Genomic DNA, 18171 nt, shown 5'->3' with positions numbered 1-18171 from the left:
TGATCCGTCCGCGACGCTGCTGCCCGGGTAGGCGGTGGTCCCATCCGATCGGATGGGACCGTTCTGTCGGGTAGGAGGGCTAGGTTCGATCGGGTGGCCACAGACGCAGACATCCACGCAAGTCGCTCGGCGGCATCCGAACACGCGCGCATCCTCGCCGACCAGGCCGACCGGCACGCGCTGACCCTCGAGTCGATCCTCGCGGCCCTCCGGTCGGCGCGGTTGACGGACGCCGCGGCCCGCGCCGAGGCCGTCGAGATCGCCTCGGCCGCCCTCATCGAGTTGCGCACGGCCACGGATCGGCAGCGGAGCACGTTGCTGGAACCGGTGACGGGGGCGTTCTCTCGTCTGCGCGCCGATCTGCGCCCCCTGGTCCGCTTCGGTGACCTCGACGTGCAGTTCGTCGAGCCGCCGACGACCGGCCGCGCCCTCCCCGGCGATGTCGCTCACAGTGCCCGCGCCATCGTACGGACTGCCGTGCTCGCGCTCGTCGATGACGGCGTCGCCCGTCGTGTGCGCATCCACTGGGATTGCGACGGTCGAAACCTGCTCATGCAGGTGCGAGACGACGGCGCCGGCACGCTCGACGCGCACGATGATGCCATCCGCCCGATCGCGGAGCGCGTCGTCGCCCTCGAGGGCTCGCTCTCCGTGGCATCCACCCTCGGCTGGGGCTCGACGCTCGACATCGTCCTGCCCCTGGATCCGTCGCCTCGAACGGCCGATGCGACGACGGACTCCGATCTCACCGCGCGCGAGCGCGACGTGCTGCGCCTCGTGACGACCGGCGTCGGCAACCGCGAGATCGCCGAGGGCCTGGGGATCAGCCTGAACACGGTGAAGTTCCACGTGGCGAACCTGCTTCGGAAACACGGTGCGCGCACCCGGGCCGAGCTCGCCGCGGCCGCCGCGCGCGGGTGAGACGCACAACACGGTGGCCGGACACGATCGCCCCGCGCTCCTGCCGTCGGCGAACGGATGCCGTCTCCCGGGGTCGTGTCGGAGGGGGCCGCTAGCGTCATCGCGTGGCGGAACGAGTGGAAGCCTGGTGGGCACGACGGCAGTGGTCGAAGGGCGTCGATGTGCCGTATGCCGTCGGGGCATACCGCGAGGCGTGGGCGGCGTTCCCGGCGCTCATCCGGCAGTATCACCCCGACCTGAACGCCGGGATCGCACTCAGCCAGGTGCCGCCCGCCGCGGACGTCCTGCTTCTGTGGCAGTGCGATGCCGGACACCGGTTCGCCGCCACCCCTTCCGAGCAGCGGTCTCGCCCCGGTCGCGAACGGCGACGCAGCGCGTGGTGCCCGGAGTGCAGCGAGCTCGCCGCACCGACCCGGGTCGTGGCGCTGCCGATGCGCGACTCCGTCGATGAGCCCGCGCGGGCGAAAGGCGGGGTGCTGCGTGCGCGACGACCCCGCCCAACGCCGGCGCTGTGCGACAAGACCCCGGCGCTTCCGCCCGGCGAGGCGTTCGTCTCGGTCTGCGCACCCCGGCCGGCGTCCGCGGTGGAAGACCGCATCCGTGCCGACCTGTTCGGGCGGCTCGCGCTGACTCCGGGGCTCACCGCCGTCCGGGTTTCGCGACCGTTCTTCCAGCACGTCGAGATCTGGCCCGATCTGGTGCTGTCCGAGCTCCGGATCGCCGTCGAGTACGACTCGATCGGCCGGCACGGGCTGGAGCACGTCGGCCAGCGTGAGCAGGCGGACCGCCGCAAAGACCGTGCCCTTCGCGCCGTCGGGTGGGAGGTCGTACGCCTCCGCACCGGCAAGCTCCAGCCGCTCGGCCCCCACGATCTGCAGCTCGCCACCTGGAACCGTGGCGCGCTCGACCGGCTGGTCGACACGTTCCGGAGCATTCGCGGCGCGCTGCTCGTCGACGCGTACGAGCGGTGACCCGAGGGCGGCTCAGACCGCGCCCACCCCCGGAAGGATTCGCCGCAGCAGATCGTCGAGCGTGACGACCCCGAGGAGTCGGCCGCCGTCGACCACCGTGGCCAGCTGCACGCGGCTGCGACGCATCCGGGCGAGAGCGTCGTACGCCGAGGCATCCGGTGCCAGCACGAGCGGATCCCGCGCGATGTCGGCGGCCGGAGTCGACGAGTCCACATCGAGGGTGTCGCGCACGTGCGCGACCCTCGCCGACGGCCCCGTGCCCACGAGGATCCGGAGGTGCGTGGATGCCGCCGCCGCCTTCTGCACGTCGGCCGCCGTGGCATCCGCCGCCACCGCCGTCGGCGTCCGGTCAATGCGGACCACCGAGCCGACGGTCAGCGTGCTCAGCTCGATCGCCTGAGCGATCGGAGCGGAGTACTGCTCGTCGAGAGTGCCCGCGCGCCGGGAGTGCGCCACGAGCTCGCGAATCGTATCGGCGTCCTGACCGCCCGCCGCGGCCTTCTCGACCGGCTCGACGCCCGAGGCCTTCACCAGACGGTTCGCGATGCGGTTGATCCACAGGAGGAACGGGCGCAGCGGCCACGTGAGGGCGCGGGCCAGGATGCCGGTCGCCTTCGCCGCGGTCTCGGGATGAGCGATCGCCCACGACTTGGGCGCCATCTCGCCGATCACGAGGTGCAGGAAGGTGACGACGATGAGCGCCAGCATGAAGGCGATGACGTCGGCGAGAACGTAGGGGAGTCCCCATTGTTCGAACACCGGCGCCAGGGCGTAGTCGATCGCGGGCTTGGTGATCGCCCCGAGAAGGAACGTGCACGCGGTGATGCCGAGCTGCGCGAACGCCAGCATGACGGTGAGCTCGTTGACGCCGCGCAGAGCGGCGCGGGCAGAGGCGCTGGTCGCCGCCTCTTCTTCCAGTCGGTGGCGACGGGCAGCGAGCAGGGCGAACTCCACGATGACGAAGAACGCGCTGGCGATGATGAGCGCCGCGGTGACGAGGGTCACGACCCACCAGCTCATCGCGCCACCTCCTCATCGCTCGCTTCGTCGTGCAAGGCGGTCTCGGCGTCCCGATCGACCTCGTGCAGGCGCACGACGAGCTGCGACGGAACGTGCCGGTCCACCTCGGCGACCTCGACCTCGAGCCACCGGTCGAGGTGCAGCCCCTGCACCACCTCACCGGTCCGCTCGGGCAGATCGATGCGCACGACGGCACCGACGGCGGGCAGATCGCCGTGCGCCTCGATGACGAGGCCCGCCGCTGTCTCGGTGTCACCGTCGAGGAGGTCGTATCCGATGAGGCGTTCGAGCTCGTCGAGGTGCAGGTCGCCCGGCACCGTCCACGCGGCCTCGCCGACGGAGGTGACCTCATCGATGTCGAGATCGTGCTCGTCCGACAGCTCGCCGATGACTTCCTCGGTCAGGTCCTCGATCGTCAGGATGCCGTCGAAGTTGCCGTACTCATCGACCACGCACGCCAGCTCGTTGCGGCTCTGCCGCATGCGGTCGAGGGCCACCGGCAGCAGCATCGACGTGGGCAGGACGACCGCCGGACGCATGACCGACGACACCGGGGCCGCGGCATCCGGATTCTCACGAAGGAGGTCGATCAGTTCGACGACCCCCACCGGGGAGTCCTCGTCGCCGATGACCGGGTATCGCGTGTGGCCGGTCGCCATGAGGCTGCGAACCTCCGCCACCGTGGTGTCGGGTCGCACCGATCCCACCTGCGAGCGGGGGATCATCGCGTGCTCGACGTCGCGTCGCGGGAAGTCGAGGATGCGGTCGATGATCATCGACAGATCGTCGGGCAGATCACCGCTGGCCCGAGACTCCTCGACGATGGCCTCGAGATCGCGCGCCGTCGCGCTCTCGTCGACGTCTTCGAGCGGCTCGATACGCACGAGTCGCAGGAGGGCGTTCGCCGCCATGTCGAACACCGTGATGAGCCAGCCGAAGGCGAGCAGATAGAGGCGCGTCGGCACCGCGAGGGCGCGCGCGAGCGGCTCCGGGTTCGCGATGGCGAGATTCTTGGGGTAAAGCTCGCCGAAGATCATCGTCACGACCGTCGCCAGGAGGAGGGCACCGGCCGTACCGATCGCGACCGCGACACCGGGGTCGATCCCGACGCCCCCGAGCAGAGTCCCGATGGACGCACCGATCAGCGGCTCGGCGACGTACCCGATCAAGAGGCCGGTGACGGTGATCCCGAGCTGCGCTCCCGACAGCATGAAGGACGTTCGCTGCGTGATCGCCAGCACGCGCTTGGCCTGTGCGTCGCCCTTCTCGGCCCGGGCGGCCAACCGCGACCGGTCGACGGACATGTAGGCGAACTCCTGGGCGACGAAGAAGCCGCACGCCGCGATGATCGCCAGAGTCACGATGATGCCCAGCAGGAGCGTCAGAAGCGCCGCGAGCATCGGATCTCACCCCCTCTCGAGTCGAGAGGGCTCGAAGATCGGCCCTCCTGGTCGGGGGAGGTGCGGGGATGGCTCACGGGGGATTCTCTCTCGTGGGTCGTCAGTTTCAAAAGGACCATATCGGCGTCGGCTTTGAATCCGCTGTGGTGCACGCGGGGGCTCTGGAATGGCAGAATAGAGGCCCCCGCATTGCCTCGCTTCCCGGCGTGGTCCCGCCCTTTGCACGACAGGTGCGCTTCAGCGCGCCGGAAATGGACCAGCTGTGGGACGCCTCATCTATCGCGACAAGGCTTCGTTCGATATCGACGACCGACTGCTCGCGCATCTGCGCATCGTGATCATGAACAAGCTGCGACGGAACGAGGGCTTCATGCTGCAGGTTCCGGTCAACGAGGGGGTGCGTCAGGCGAGTCTCTGGGTACACGCCTCGAACGCCCTCGTCCTCCAGTTCTACGGCGGGCGCGAGCCGGCGATCGACCGTGAGCTCGTCGACCAGATGATGCACGACGCGAGCGGCCCCGACGGTCTGACGTTGTCCGGTTCCGGGATCGCGGCCGCCCCTTCGGCGCCGGCACGCCCGGTCCGGTAACCCGCCGCCGCCCGCGTCCAGCACGCGGTCAGCGGTGTACGGCACGATCGAGTCATGGCGAAGCAGGGAACCGGAGCAGGACGCCCGACCCGTTCGCCGGACCGCCGTGCCCGATCAGCCTCATCTGGGTCCACGGCGCGCCGGCCGCGCCGCACTCCTGCCCGCGCGCGCCAGCTCCGACGGCGCCGTGTCGCCGTCGGAGCCCTGGCCGTCGTCATCGTCGGGCTGGTCGTCGCGGCGGTCATTCCGCTCGTCCACGTCGTATCGGCGTGGAACGCCGAGAACCGCCGCGCGTCGATCGATCTCGCTGGTTTCGACCCGGGCTTCCTCATCGACGACGAGGCCTTCTACGACGGTGGTGCGATGGATGCCGATGACATCCAACGGTTCCTCGATGAGCAGATCGGGGAGTGCGCCAACGACTCCTGTCTCAACGTCCTTCGCGTCCCGCTGGAGGAACGCGGCGCCATCGTGTCGGAGCAGACGGGGGAGACGGTCTGCGAGGCGTACGAGGGCGGCGAACTGACCGCGGCCCAGATCATCGACCGCGTGCAGCGGGCGTGCGGCATCTCCGCCAAGGTGCTCCTCGTGACACTGCAGAAGGAGCAGAGCCTGGTCTCGGGACGCCTCGCTCGCGCGCCCTCGGCGGAGGCCCTCGGAGCGGCGATGGGGGCACGATGCCCCGACGACGCACCCTGTGATCCGGGCCGCTCCGGCTTCGCGGCGCAGGTGGCTCAGGGCGCCACAGACATGAAGACTTACCGGGCATCGGACTTCATGCGCCAGCCCGGTACGCACTACATCGCCTACTCCCCGGACCCGGCCTGCGGCGGAACGGATGTGGAGATCCGCAATCACGCCACGGCCGCCTTGTACAACTACACCCCGTATCAGCCGAACGCCGCCGCGATCGACGCGCGGTGGGGCTCCGGTGACGCCTGCTCGTCGTATGGCAATCGAAACTTCGCGCTGTACTGGCAGCTCTGGTTCGCCTGACGGAATCACAGTGTTGTGATTTCGTTATCAACGAGCCATAATGACCGAGACAACCGAACAGCCGCCACCGCTCTCATTCAGGTCGTAGGGGAAGACGTACCTGACAAAGGAGAGACCATGGCGACCACGTCTTCGCGCGGAGTGATCCTGATCCACTCGGCGCCGCGCGCGTTGTGCCCCCACCTCGAGTGGGCGGTCGGACGCGCTCTCGGCCGTGCGGTCAACTTCGACTGGGCCGATCAGCCGGTCCTCCATGGCAGCCGACGCGCCGAGTTCTACTGGGAGGGCCCGGTCGGCACCGGCGCTGCTCTGGCCAGCGCCATCCGCGGCTGGGAGCACCTCCGCTTCGAGGTCAGCGAGGATCCGACGCCCCGCAGCGACGGCGGTCGCTGGATGCACACGCCGGGGCTTGGCATCCACTACGCCCAGACGGATGCCGCGGGCAACGTCGTCATCGGTGAAGACCGTGTGCGCTACGCGATGGAGGTCGCCGCCGGCGACGCGTTCGAGCTCCAACGCGAGCTCGATGTGGCCCTGGGTTCCGCGTGGGACGAGGAACTCGAGCCCTTCCGCCACGCCGGCGACGAGCAGCGCATCGTCTGGCTGCACAAAGTCGGCTGAGATGTCGGGTGGGGGAGGCGCCACTACCGGAGGCCGGTGACTACTCCCGGTACCGGGACCGCGTATCCCTGACCCGATCAAAAACCGAACGCCCCCGTCATCCCCGCAGCAGTCGGGGGATGCCGGGGGCGTTCGGCCGTGATCAGACGGACGCAATCGCGACGACGGCGTTGTGCCCGCCGAAGCCGAACGAGTTGCTGATCGCCAGCTGGTCTCCGGAGCCGAGCTCGACCGGGTCGCCCGACAGAGCGAAGGGCACCTCGGGATCCTGCTCGGTGATGTTGATCGTGGGCGGGGCGACGCGGTTCTGCAGCGCGAGCACCGTGAAGATCGCTTCGAGGGCACCAGTACCCCCGAGGAGGTGACCCGTGGATGCCTTGGTCGCCGAGACGGGGATCTCGTCCACGCGGTCGCCGAACACCGCGCGCAGCGCCTGGTACTCGTTCGGGTCGCCGACCGGGGTCGACGTGGCGTGCGCGTTGATGTGCGTGACGTCGTCGGGCGATGCCCCCGCCATCTCCAGCGCCATGCGCACGGCGCGAGCGGCTCCGCGTCCCTCGGGGTCGTTGGCCGTGATGTGGTACGAATCGGCCGTGACGCCGCCGCCCACGATCGAGGCGTAGATCTTGGCGCCGCGGGCCTTGGCGTGTTCCTCGGTCTCGAGGATGAGCACGCCCGCGCCCTCGCCCATGACGAAACCGTCGCGGTCGATGCTTCCCGGGCGCGAGGCGGTCGACGGGGAGTCGTTGCGCTTGGACAGCGCCTGCATCGAGGCGAACGACGCGATGGTGATCGGGTGGATCGCCGATTCGGTGCCACCGGCGATCACGACGTCCGCGAGCCCGTCGCGGATGTGCTCCACGGCGTTGACGATCGACTCGGTGCTCGACGCGCACGCCGACGCCACGGTGCGCGCGAACGCGCGGGCGTTGAAGTGCAGCGACAGGTTGCCGGCGGCGGCGTTGGGCATGAGCATCGGCACCGTCATGGGCATGACGCGACGCGGGCCCTTCTCGCGAAGGGTGTCCCACGCGTCGAGGAGCGTCCACACACCACCGATGCCCGTGGCGAAGTCGACACCGAGACGGTCGGGGTCGATCTCCGGGCTGCCCGCGTCCTCCCACGCTTCTTTCGCCGCGACCATCGCCAACTGCGACGAGGGATCGAGTCGCTTGGCGACGGGACGCTCGAGAACAGTGTCGGGACGGACGAGCGCTTCGGCGGCGAACGTGACGGGCAGCTGGTATTGCTCGACCCACTCGTGCTCGAGCGTGCGTGCGCCGGAGGCACCGGACAGCAGCGCGGACCAGCTCTCGGGAGCCGTCCCGCCAATGGGCGAGGTGGCACCGATGCCGGTGACGACGATGCGGGGTGTGCTCATGGTGTGATCCTTGGTGCGGCCGGAAGGTCGTGACCGGTGGGGGCCGGAGCCCCCACCGGGAGGGTCAGGACTGGTTCGACGAGATGTAGGTGACGGCGTCGCCGACGGTCTTGAGGTTCTTGACCTCGTCGTCGGGGATGGTGACACCGAACTTCTCCTCGGCGTTGACGACGATCGTCATCATCGAGATCGAGTCGATGTCGAGGTCGTCCGTGAAGGACTTCTCGAGGGCGACCTCGTCGGCCGAGATGCCGGTCTCGTCGGTGATGAGCTCGGCAAGGCCGGCGAGAACCTCGTCGTTGGTGAATGCCATGATTTCTCCTGTTGTTGGGGGCGGACCCGGGGAGTCGTCCCGAGCCCCGATCAGTCTAGGGTTCGACGCTCGCGCGTCAGGGGAGGACGACGACCTGCGCGCCGAAGACCAGACCGGCACCGAAGCCGATCTGCAGCGCAAGGCCTCCGCTGAGCTCGGGGTGTTCCTCGAGCAGTCGGTGGGTGGCGAGGGGGATCGACGCGGCCGAAGTGTTCCCCGTGGTCTCGATGTCACGGCCGATCACGACGGACTCCGGCAGTCCCAGCTGCTTGGCGAACTCGTCGATGATGCGCATGTTGGCCTGGTGCGGCACGAAGGCGGCCAGGTCGGAGGGCTGGATGCCGGCAGCCTCGATGGCCTGGCGGGCGACCTTGACCATCTCCCACACGGCCCAGCGGAACACCGTGGGGCCCTCCTGACGCAGGGTCGGCCACGGTGCGGTGCCGTCGCGGAACTCGGTCAGCGTGTGGTTCATGCCCACCGCGTCGGCCTTCGAGCCGTCGGAACCCCAGATCGTGGGGCCGATGCCGGGGGTCTCGCTGGGGCCGACCACGACCGCGCCGGCACCGTCGCCCAAGAGGAACGAGATGCTGCGGTCGGTGGGGTCGACGATGTCGCTCAGCTTCTCGGCGCCGACGACGACGACGTGCTTCGCGAGCCCGGCGCGGATGAGCGCATCGGCCTGACCGACGCCGTAGGCGAAGCCCGCGCACGCCGCGTTGACGTCGTAGGCGGCGGCGGGGTTCGCGCCGATGCGGTCAGCGACGATCGCGGACGCCGACGGCGTCTGCTTGGGGTTGCTGATCGTGGCGACGATGACGGCGTCGATGTCGCTCGGGTCGACGCCCGACTTCTCGACCGCTTCGCGAGCGGCCTCGGATGCCAGGTCGATGGCATCCGTCTCTGCCGCGGCACGCACGCGCGTGACGATGCCGGTGCGCTGACGGATCCACTCGTCGCTCGAGTCGATCGGTCCGATGAGGTCGTCGTTGGGGACGTAGTTCTCGCCGCGTGCGGCACCGTACGCGTAGATGCGCGTGTGTGCCGGTCCCTGCAGCTGCCGGAGGATGGGGGTGCTCATGCCTGCTCTCCCTTCAGGAGTGCGACGGCCGCGTCGAGGTCGTCCGGGGTCGTCACCGCGACGGTGGGGGTTCCGCGCAGTGCACGCTTCGCCAGGCCCGTGAGGGCTCCGGCGGGCGCGAGTTCGATGATGCCGGTCACTTCGTGCTCGGCGAAGGATGCCATCGTGCGGTCCCAGCGGACGGGCGAGGCCACCTGGGCCACCACGAGGTCGACGGCACGACGGCCGTCGTCGACGACGGAGCCGTCGGAGTTGGTCCACAGGGTCGTGTCCGGGGCGGACACGGCGACATCGGCGGCCGCGGCGCGGAGCGTCTCGACGGCCGGCTCCATGAACCGCGTGTGGAAGGCACCGGCCACCTGCAGCGGGATGACGCGTGATCCGCGCGGGGCTTCGGCGGCGAGCTCGGCGAGAGCCGACAGCTCGCCGGCGGCGACGATCTGGCCCCCGCCGTTGTAGTTGGCGGGTGTGAGCCCCAGCGCCTCGAGCCGCTCGAGGACCGTCTGCTCGTCGCCGCCGACGACAGCACTCATGCCGGTCTGGACGGTCGCCGCGGCTTCGGCCATCGCGCGTCCACGGATACCGACGAGGCGCAACGCGTCCGCCTCGGAGAGGACCCCGGATGCCGCCAGAGCGGCGAACTCGCCCACCGAGTGGCCCGCAACACCGTCGGCACTCTGGCCGGCACGGTCGCGGAGGACGCCCCAGGAGAGCAGGCTTGCGGCCACGATCAGCGGCTGCGCGACCTTCGTGTCGCGGATCTGGTCGGCATCCCACTCGGTGCCCGCGGCGAGGAGGTCGACGCCGGCGTGCTCGGAGGCAGCGGCCAGACGCTCACGCGTCCCGTCGATCTCGAGCCAGGGCGAGAGGAAGCCGGGGGTCTGAGAGCCCTGCCCGGGGAAGACGGCGATGATCACCGTCCCATCCTGCCAAGGATCCGGCGGGCCGTTCTGGAGATATCGGCACAGAAAATCGGCGTGTCTTTGTGCGCGCCGTGCATCAGCGGGGGAGAGGCACCCGCCGGATGCCGGGTCCGCGGCGGCGCGTGGCATCCGTCCCGATCGAACCGAGGATGAGCGCCGTCTGCAGGATGAGCGCCTCGCGCGGCCCCGTGGCATCCCACCCGATCACCTCGGACACGCGCTTCAAGCGGTACCGCACGGTGTTCGGGTGCACGTACAGCTCGCGCGCCGTCGCCTCGAGCGAACGCCCGTTGTCCAGGTAGCTCCAGAGCGTCGCGACGAGGTCGGCGCTGTGTGCCTGCAAGGGACGGTAGACCCGTTCGACGAGCGTCTGCTTCGCCACCGCGTCGCCCGCGAGAGCACGTTCGGGTAGCAGGTCGTCCGCTTCGACGGGGCGAGGAGCGTGACGCCACGCACGGGCCACCGCGAAGCCGGCCAGGGCGGCACGTGCGCTCTGCCCGGCATCCACGAGCGCCGCGACCGCGGGTCCGAGAACGAGATGTCCGGAGCCGAAGCTCGGCTCCAGCCGCTTGGCGATCTCGGTGAACGGCAGTTCCGCGGCGTCCTCGCGCCCACGTACCGGCACGTCGGCCCGGCCGATCACGAGCACGAGGCGCGAGCCCTGCACACCGATCAGGACGTCGACGCCGAGCTTGCGCGACGTGCGTCGCACGTGGTCGACGTCGAGCTGCGGGGGAGTCGTGCCCACGAGCACCGCGACCTCGCCGTGCCCGTGCCAGCCGAGCGCCGCGATACGACTGGGCAGCTCGTCGTCGGCCTCGCCCGTGAGGATCGAGTCGACGACGAGGGCCTCGAGTCGGGCATCCCAGAGCCCCCGGGCCTCAGCGGCGCGTGCGTACACGTCGGCGGCGGCGAAGGCGACCTCTCGCGAGTACGACAGCATCGCCTCGCGGACGCGTTCGCTACGACCGGCGACGCGTTCCTCCATCACCTCGACGGTGACGCGCACCAGCTGCAGGGTCTGGGTCAGGCTGACGCTGCGCAGCAGCTCCCGCGGTGCCGCGGCGAAGATGTCGGCCGCGATGGCGGGGGTCGACGCGGGCTCCTCGAACCATTGCAGGAACGAGGTGATGCCCGCCTGCGCCACCAGCCCGACCGCGGAGCGGCGCGCCGGGGGCATCTCGGCGTACCAGGGAAGCGTCTCTTCGAGCCGCTGGATCGTCGCGGTGGCGAGGTCACCCGAGATGCGGCGCAACCACGCCAACGTCTCGGCCTTCTCCTCCGCGGCGCGGGAGGGGGCGGTCGCCCCGTCCCCTCCCGAACCGTCGAGGTCCGCGCGATCGGTCACGCGATCAGGCCTCGCCGCCGGCGTTCCCGCTCGTACCGGCGTTGACGTCGTGCAGGCGGTACTTCTCGATGGCCTGGGCGATCACGGAGCGGTCGACTTTGCCTTCGTCGGCGAGACCCTGCAGGGCACGCACCGCGAGCGACGGACCGTCGATCTTGAAGAACCGACGGGCGGCGGCGCGGGTGTCGGAGAATCCGAACCCGTCGGCACCCAGCGACAGGTAGCGCTGCGGAACCCACTGACGGATCTGGTCCTGGACGGCGTGCATCCAGTCGCTGACCGCGATCACCGGGCCCTCGGCATCCCGAAGCTTTTCGGTGATGTAGGCCGTGCGGGGCTCCTCCTCCGGGTGCAGGAAGTTGTGCTCGTCGGCGGCCAGACCGTCACGACGCAGCTCGCTCCACGAGGTCACCGACCACACGTCGGCGACGACACCCCAGTCGTCCTTGAGCAGACGCTGGGCTTCGTACGCCCACGGCACGCCGACGCCCGACGCGAGCAGCTGGGCTCGGGGGCCCTCACCCTCGCCGACCGAGACGCGGTGGATGCCACGGACGATGCCGTCCACGTCGACGCCCTCGGGCTCGGCGGGCTGCACCAGCGGCTCGTTGTAGACCGTCATGTAGTACATGACGTTCGGGTCGGGGTGCTCGCCGCCGTACATCCGCTCGATGCCCGAGCGGACGATGTGCGCGATCTCGTAACCGTAGGCGGGGTCGTACGACACCGTGGCGGGGTTGGTGGATGCCAGCAGCTGCGAGTGTCCGTCGGCGTGCTGGAGGCCCTCACCGGTCAGGGTGGTGCGACCGGCGGTCGCGCCGATGATGAAGCCGCGCGCCATCTGGTCGCCCGCCGCCCACTGGGCGTCGCCCGTGCGCTGGAAGCCGAACATCGAGTAGAAGACGTAGACCGGGATCAGCGGTTCGCCGTGCGTCGAGTACGACGTGCCGGCCGCGGTGAATGCCGCGAGGGCGCCCGCCTCGTTGATGCCGACGTGGATGATCTGCCCCTCGGGGCTCTCCTTGTACGCCAGCAGGAGCTCGCGGTCGACGGAGGTGTAGTGCTGACCCTTCGGGTTGTAGATCTTCGCCGTCGGGAAGTAGGCATCCATACCGAAGGTGCGGGCCTCGTCCGGGATGATCGGCACGATGCGGTGACCGAAGCCCTTGACGCGCAGCAGGTCCTTCAGCAGGCGGACGAACGCCATGGTCGTCGCCACCTCCTGCGTGCCCGAGCCCTTCTTCGGGAGCGCGTACGCCTGATCGCCGGGGAGCTCGAGACCCACGTGGGTGGTACGACGCTCGGGCAGGAAGCCGCCGAGCGCACGACGACGCTCGAGCATGTACTTGATGGTCTCGTCGTTCTCGCCGGGGTTGTAGTACGGCGGCTGGTAGGGGTTCTCCTCCAGCTGCGCGTCCGTCACCGGGATGTCCATCGCGTCGCGGAAGGCCTTGAGGTCGTCCAGCGTCAGCTTCTTCATCTGGTGCGTGGCGTTGCGGCCCTCGAAGTGGGGGCCGAGGCCGTAGCCCTTGATGGTCTTGGCGAGGATGACGGTCGGCTGGCCCTTGTGCTCCTTGGCCGCCTTGAATGCCGCGAACACCTTGCGGTAGTCGTGTCCACCGCGCTTGAGGCCCCAGATCTGCTCGTCGGTGTAGTCCTTGACGAGCTCGAGCGCGCGCGGGTCGCGACCGAAGAAGTGCTCGCGCACGTACGCGCCGTTTTCGGCCTTGTAGGTCTGGTAGTCGCCGTCGGGCGTGGAGTTCATGAGGTTCAGCAGGGCGCCCTCGGTGTCGCGGGCGAGCAGGTCGTCCCACTCGCGGCCCCAGACGACCTTGATGACGTTCCAGCCGGCACCGCGGAAGAAGCTCTCGAGCTCCTGGATGATCTTGCCGTTGCCGCGGACAGGACCGTCGAGGCGCTGCAGGTTGCAGTTGACGATGAACGTGAGGTTGTCGAGACCCTCGTTCGCGGCGACCTGGAGCTGACCGCGGCTCTCGACCTCGTCCATCTCGCCGTCGCCGAGGTACGCCCAGACGTGCGAGTCGGAGACGTCCTTGATACCGCGGTTGCTGAGGTACTTGTTCGACATCGCCTGGTAGATGGCGTTGATCGGGCCAAGACCCATCGACACCGTCGGGAACTGCCAGAACTCCGGCATCAGGCGCGGGTGCGGGTACGACGGCAGACCGTTCGGCGCGGCCGACTTCTCCTGGCGGAAGCCGTCGAGCTGCGCCTCGGTGAGACGACCCTCGAGGTAGGCACGGGCGTACGTGCCGGGGGAGGCGTGCCCCTGGATGAAGATCTGGTCGCCGCCGGACGGGTCGTCGAGTCCGCGGAAGAAGTGGTTGAAGCCGACCTCGTAGAGCGCGGCCGACGACGCGTACGTCGAGATGTGTCCGCCGACGCCGATGCCGGGGCGCTGCGCGCGGTGCACGGTGACCGCGGCGTTCCAGCGGATCCACTTGCGGTAGCGGCGCTCGAGCTCTTCGTCACCGGGGAACTCGGGCTCGTTCTTCTGAGCGATCGTGTTGATGTAGTCGGTGGTCGGAACCATCGGCACGTTGAGGTGCAGTTCTTTCGAGCCCTTGAGCAGGCTCAGCATGATCTCGCGCGCACGACCGGGGCCCTTGGCCTGAACGAGCTGACGCAGGGATTCCTGCCACTCGCCGGTCTCTTCCGGGTCGCTGTCCTGCGGCCCCTGCGAATACGGATCCTGGTCGTGAACAGTCACGGAAGACCTTTCGTCGTCTGGCAGGTCATGCCAGAGAATCGCCATACTCGTGCGGCAACCCTTGTCTGCTCCGCACAATTCACCGTCGTCCAGCCTAGTCAGTCGGAGCCGTTCGGGATGCGCACCGTGCGCTGCGCGGCCCACGGGAGGAGAAGGATGCCTCGGCGTCGAGGCATCCATCTCGACGCCGCCCCGCCGGGGTCGGATCGGCGGAGGTCTAGCCTGAGCGCGTGACGTCGAGTGAGCACGCAGGGTTCCGTATCCGGCCCGAGCATCGCTGGCCGGTGCTCATCTTCCTCGCGCTGGGCACGCTCCTGTACGCGGTGCTGCCGAGCGACGTGTCGGGCGCGCTGCGCTACGTGGTCGTCGGGGCGAGCGTGCTGTGCACGATCGTAATGCTCATCACTCACCCGACACGCTTCGACCGGGATTCCCGCGTCGGACGCGCCTTCGCCCTCGCGTTCATCGCGGTGCTTCTCGCGGCGAACCAGGTCGCGTTCTTCCTGCTGGTGCACCAGCTTCTGTCGGCACAGGGCACCGGTGCCGTGACGCTGCTGGGCGCCGCGCAGGTGTGGGCGATCAACGTCATCGGCTACGGCGCCGTGTACTGGGAGATGGACCGCGGGGGACCCGTCGCACGACGCCGCGACCCGCGCGAAGAGCTGCAGCCGGCCGATTTCCAGTTCCCGCAGGACTCCGACGGGGATGCCGTGAGCGAAGTGAAGCGCCGGTCGTCGAACGCCGCGGACTGGGCGCCCGGATACATCGACTACCTGTACTTCTCGGCATCCAACGCGATGGCGTTCAGCCCCACCGACGTCATGCCGCTGAGCGTGCGCGCGAAGCTGTTCATGATGGTGCAGGCGATCACCGGGTTCGTGCTGCTGGCGCTGGTGATCGCGCGGAGCGTGAACATCCTGAGCTGACGGTGGGCCCTGCCGGGATCGAACCGACGACATCCACGGTGTAAACGTGGCGCTCTACCAGCTGAGCTAAAGGCCCTGGATGCCTCGAGTCTATCGACGTCGGCGGCCTGTGCCGTCGCGCAACTCGAGGTACCACGACGGCAGAAGCGTGCGCGGCAACCAGAACATGGCGACCAGGGCGACCGCGAGAAAGAGCACTGCCGCGACACAGAGCGAGAAGAACAGCGGCCGCAGGGACGACACCGCCACCGCGCAGGCGCCGAGCGTGAAGGCGATCCCCAGATACAGCCAGGCGAATCCCATCGTGCTGCCGAATCCCCGGCGGACGGCGATCCACCCCTTCCACCGCCCCGAATACGCGAGCACACCCATGATCACGAGCATGGGGCCGAACAGTGCGGCGAAGACGTTCATCGGGTCCCGGGGGTCGGTCGGAACGTCCACGCTATCCGGAACACCGCTGTCGCACCCCGGGGTAGCGTGGACTCCGTGAACGCCGACCCCGCCGACCAGCGCAAACTGCTCGATCTCGCCGACCTCGACGCGCGCATCCGGCGCGACGAACACGTCAAGGGCAACCCGCCGCAGGCGGCGAAGGTTCGCGAACTCATCGCGCAGCGGTCGTCGCTCACGCAGGAACTCGGCAATCGCTCGAACGTCCGCGACGACCTGAAGGCCGAGCTGGCCCGCGTCGAGTCCGACGTCGCGGTCGTGGAGGCGCGGGTCAAGCGCGACGCCGAACGCCTCGCCGCCGCGACAAACGCCAAGCAGGCGCAGAGCTTCGAGGCTGAACTGGCCTCGCTCGCCCGCCGCAAGAGCGATCTCGAAGACGCCGAGATCGCCCTCATGGAGCAGCTCGAAGCCGCCGACGCCGCGGTCGCCGAGCAAGAGGCTCTCATCGCCGAGACCAATGCGCAGGGCGCAGAGCTCAGCGCCGAGGCCAAGCGCGTCGTCTCCGAAGCGACCGATCGTCTCGAGGCTGCACGCCGCGACCGCGACGCGGTCGCCGGTGCGATTCCCGCCGACCTCCTCGGCCTGTACGAGCGTCTCGCGGCACGCGGCAACGGCGCGGGACTCCTGCGCGCGGGCGCCTGCGAGGCGTGCCGCATGGTCCTTCCGCCGAGCGACCTCGCCGAGGTCCGCCGTGCGCAGACCGACGAGGTCGTGTTCTGCCCCGAGTGCGGCGCGATCCTCGTCCGCACCGAAGAGTCGCGGTGACCGGCCCTGGCGTCCTCCACCGCTGAGGTCGTCGTCAGGCGCACGGCATCCGGAACCATCGCCCTGAGCGAGCTGGATGCCGACGGCTCCGTCGTCCGCACCGTCACCGTGGCGCGCGACGACCTGCCCGCGGCGATCCGCGACCGTGAAACCGGGGGAGACGTGCGGTGGGTGTGGAGCGACACCCCATCCTGGTACGGCCCGCTGCTGGCATCCGGAGTCCGCGTCGCTCGCGCGTGGGACCTGCGGCTGGTGCATGCGTTCCTCCGCGACGCCGAGGCCGTCGTCGACGACCACGGTCTACGCGCCCACACGGAATGGGATGCCACGGCCGCGGCGTCCGACGACACCGACACGCTCTTCTCGCTCGGTGCCGCGAGCACGGGCCCGCCCGACGACGTCGAGGCCGCGGCCGCCGAGTACCGCCGGCAACGCGCCGCGCTCGCCGCCGCGCGCACGCCCGGGGCGCTGCGGCTTCTCGCTGTGGCCGAGTCCGCCGGAGCGCTGATCGCCTGCGAACTCCACGCCGCGGGGCTGCCGTGGAGCGTCGAGGCCCACGAGCGGATGCTCGAGGAGCAGCTCGGCACGCGCGTGGCGGGCGGACTGCCGACGCTCGTCGAGCGGGCAGCGACCGCGGTGCGGGACGCGCTGGGTGACCCGTCCGTCTCGCTCGACTCGCAGCCGCGGCTGCTGCGCGCACTGCACCGCGCGGGGCTCCTGGTGGAATCGACGAACCGCTGGGAGCTCGCCGAGCACGACCACCCGGTCGTCGCCCCGCTCATCGCCTACAAGAAGCTCATGCGGCTTCACACCGCGAACGGCTGGGCGTGGATGGCCGAGTGGATCCGAGACTCGCGCTTCCGCCCGGTCTACGTGCCCGCCGGCGTCGTCACCGGACGCTGGGCGTCATCGGGAGGGGGAGCGCTGCAGATCCCGCGGCAGCTGCGCACGGCCGTCCGCGCCGACCCCGGCTGGACGCTGGTCACCGCCGACGTGGCGCAACTCGAACCGCGCGTGCTCGCGGCGATGGCCCGCGACACGGCGCTGGCCGAGGCGGCATCCGGTCGCGATCTGTACGCCGGAATCGTGGATGCCGGAGCCGTCGGCACTCGCGCCCACGCCAAGATGGCGATGCTCGGCGCCATGTACGGCGCAACCAGCGGTGAGAGCGGGCGCCTGGTTCCGCGGCTGCGGCGCACGTTCCCGCGGGCGATGGCGCTCGTCGACGATGCCGCGCGCGTCGGCGAAGAGGGAGGGCGCGTCCACACGTGGCTCGGCCGCACGTCACCGCCCGCCGGCGAGCTGTGGCGCGCGGTGCAGTCACGCGCGAGCGACGCCGAGGCATCCGGGGTCGACGAGACCCGCGCGCGCCGCGCCGCTCGCGACCGCGGCCGCTTCACGCGCAACTTCGTCGTCCAGGGCACCGCCGCCGAATGGGCGCTGGCATGGCTCGCCGACCTGCGCACGCGTCTCTCCGCCCTCGAACCTGTGGATGCCACCCGCGCGGCACCCGCATCGGGTCCCGCGTTCGCGCGCATGCCACACCTCGCGTTCTTCCTGCACGACGAGATCGTCGTGCACACGCCTGTGGAGCACGCCGACGCCGTCGCCGACGCGGTGCGGGAGTCCGCGGCATCCGCGGGCCGACTTCTGTTCGGGACGTTCCCGATCGACTTCCCCCTCGACCTGCGCATCGGTGAGACGGCCGAGAAGGGCTGACCCGCCCGCGTAG

The 18171-nt window shown here is 69.9% G+C and carries 17 protein-coding genes and 1 tRNA gene; 8 read left to right on the top strand and 10 right to left on the bottom strand.

The window, feature by feature from the left end:
- Positions 1 to 93: 93 nt before the first annotated feature.
- Positions 94 to 921, top strand: a complete 828-nt coding sequence (locus tag P5G46_RS01355; protein ID WP_408904812.1) for a LuxR C-terminal-related transcriptional regulator — start codon at positions 94 to 96, stop codon at positions 919 to 921.
- 104 nt (positions 922 to 1025) lie between these two features.
- Positions 1026 to 1892: a zinc-ribbon domain-containing protein gene (locus P5G46_RS01350; protein ID WP_408904811.1), complete on the top strand. Its 867-nt coding sequence runs from the start codon at positions 1026 to 1028 to the stop codon at positions 1890 to 1892.
- Positions 1893 to 1904: 12 nt separating this feature from the next.
- On the opposite strand, the gene P5G46_RS01345 is transcribed toward P5G46_RS01350, so the two are convergent.
- A complete protein-coding gene (locus P5G46_RS01345; RefSeq protein ID WP_408904810.1) occupies positions 1905 to 2912 on the bottom strand; it encodes a CNNM domain-containing protein in 1008 nt (335 codons plus the stop codon).
- The gene (locus tag P5G46_RS01340; RefSeq protein ID WP_408904809.1) at positions 2909 to 4312 is read right to left on the bottom strand and encodes a hemolysin family protein; all 1404 of its coding nucleotides are present in this window, start codon (positions 4310 to 4312) and stop codon (positions 2909 to 2911) included. The genes P5G46_RS01345 and P5G46_RS01340 overlap by 4 nt, the downstream gene beginning before the upstream one ends.
- A gap of 262 nt (positions 4313 to 4574) precedes the next feature.
- On the opposite strand from P5G46_RS01340, the gene P5G46_RS01335 reads away from it, so the two are divergent.
- From P5G46_RS01335 to P5G46_RS01325, 3 genes are all read left to right on the top strand, one after another.
- Positions 4575 to 4901 (top strand): DUF7882 family protein, encoded by a 327-nt coding sequence (locus P5G46_RS01335; RefSeq protein WP_408904808.1) that lies wholly within the window; start codon positions 4575 to 4577, stop codon positions 4899 to 4901.
- 54 nt (positions 4902 to 4955) lie between these two features.
- On the top strand, positions 4956 to 5897 hold the full coding sequence (locus tag P5G46_RS01330) for a hypothetical protein (protein WP_408904807.1): 942 nt from the start codon (positions 4956 to 4958) through the stop codon (positions 5895 to 5897).
- Positions 5898 to 6014: 117 nt separating this feature from the next.
- The gene (locus P5G46_RS01325; RefSeq protein WP_408904806.1) at positions 6015 to 6518 is read left to right on the top strand and encodes a DUF3145 domain-containing protein; all 504 of its coding nucleotides are present in this window, start codon (positions 6015 to 6017) and stop codon (positions 6516 to 6518) included.
- A gap of 142 nt (positions 6519 to 6660) precedes the next feature.
- Here P5G46_RS01325 and P5G46_RS01320 read toward each other — a convergent pair whose 3' ends face one another.
- The 6 genes from P5G46_RS01320 to aceE all read right to left on the bottom strand — a co-directional run bounded on the left by P5G46_RS01320 (position 6661) and on the right by aceE (position 14295).
- On the bottom strand, positions 6661 to 7899 hold the full coding sequence (locus tag P5G46_RS01320; protein ID WP_408904805.1) for a beta-ketoacyl-[acyl-carrier-protein] synthase family protein: 1239 nt from the start codon (positions 7897 to 7899) through the stop codon (positions 6661 to 6663).
- Between the two features lie 64 nt (positions 7900 to 7963).
- The gene (locus tag P5G46_RS01315) at positions 7964 to 8212 is read right to left on the bottom strand and encodes an acyl carrier protein (protein WP_128216336.1); all 249 of its coding nucleotides are present in this window, start codon (positions 8210 to 8212) and stop codon (positions 7964 to 7966) included.
- Between the two features lie 76 nt (positions 8213 to 8288).
- Positions 8289 to 9293 carry a beta-ketoacyl-ACP synthase III gene (locus tag P5G46_RS01310; RefSeq protein ID WP_408904804.1) on the bottom strand — a complete coding sequence of 335 codons (1005 nt, stop codon included), beginning with the start codon at positions 9291 to 9293 and terminating at the stop codon, positions 8289 to 8291.
- Positions 9290 to 10210, bottom strand: a complete 921-nt coding sequence (locus P5G46_RS01305; protein WP_408904803.1) for an ACP S-malonyltransferase — start codon at positions 10208 to 10210, stop codon at positions 9290 to 9292. Before P5G46_RS01305 ends, P5G46_RS01310 begins: the two co-directional genes overlap by 4 nt.
- A gap of 82 nt (positions 10211 to 10292) precedes the next feature.
- Positions 10293 to 11480 (bottom strand): PucR family transcriptional regulator, encoded by a 1188-nt coding sequence (locus P5G46_RS01300; RefSeq protein ID WP_375095708.1) that lies wholly within the window; start codon positions 11478 to 11480, stop codon positions 10293 to 10295.
- A gap of 88 nt (positions 11481 to 11568) precedes the next feature.
- On the bottom strand, positions 11569 to 14295 hold the full coding sequence (aceE, locus tag P5G46_RS01295; RefSeq protein WP_239275311.1) for a pyruvate dehydrogenase (acetyl-transferring), homodimeric type: 2727 nt from the start codon (positions 14293 to 14295) through the stop codon (positions 11569 to 11571).
- Between the two features lie 230 nt (positions 14296 to 14525).
- Between aceE and P5G46_RS01290 the strand changes: the two genes are divergently transcribed.
- Entirely contained in the window at positions 14526 to 15221 is a 696-nt protein-coding gene (locus P5G46_RS01290; protein WP_408904802.1) for a hypothetical protein, read from the top strand.
- A 3-nt stretch (positions 15222 to 15224) separates the two neighbouring features.
- Here the strand turns inward: P5G46_RS01290 and P5G46_RS01285 are convergent.
- Together P5G46_RS01285 and P5G46_RS01280 are read right to left on the bottom strand one after the other, a co-directional pair.
- A tRNA-Val gene (locus P5G46_RS01285) sits at positions 15225 to 15297 on the bottom strand.
- Between the two features lie 14 nt (positions 15298 to 15311).
- Positions 15312 to 15665, bottom strand: a complete 354-nt coding sequence (locus P5G46_RS01280) for a hypothetical protein (protein WP_408904801.1) — start codon at positions 15663 to 15665, stop codon at positions 15312 to 15314.
- A gap of 45 nt (positions 15666 to 15710) precedes the next feature.
- Here P5G46_RS01280 and P5G46_RS01275 point away from each other — a divergent pair, with 45 nt between their 5' ends.
- Complete coding sequence (locus tag P5G46_RS01275) at positions 15711 to 16439, top strand: zinc ribbon domain-containing protein (protein WP_408904800.1); 729 nt, start codon at positions 15711 to 15713, stop codon at positions 16437 to 16439.
- A 57-nt stretch (positions 16440 to 16496) separates the two neighbouring features.
- The gene (locus P5G46_RS01270; RefSeq protein ID WP_408905263.1) at positions 16497 to 18158 is read left to right on the top strand and encodes a bifunctional 3'-5' exonuclease/DNA polymerase; all 1662 of its coding nucleotides are present in this window, start codon (positions 16497 to 16499) and stop codon (positions 18156 to 18158) included.
- The last annotated feature ends 13 nt before the right edge of the window (positions 18159 to 18171 follow it).

The sequence above is a fragment of the Microbacterium mcarthurae genome (assembly GCF_046064585.1).
GTDB classification, from domain to species: Bacteria; Actinomycetota; Actinomycetes; order Actinomycetales; family Microbacteriaceae; genus Microbacterium; species Microbacterium mcarthurae.
Note: the sequence above shows the minus strand (reverse complement) of the source record. Positions and strands in the feature narration are given on the sequence as shown.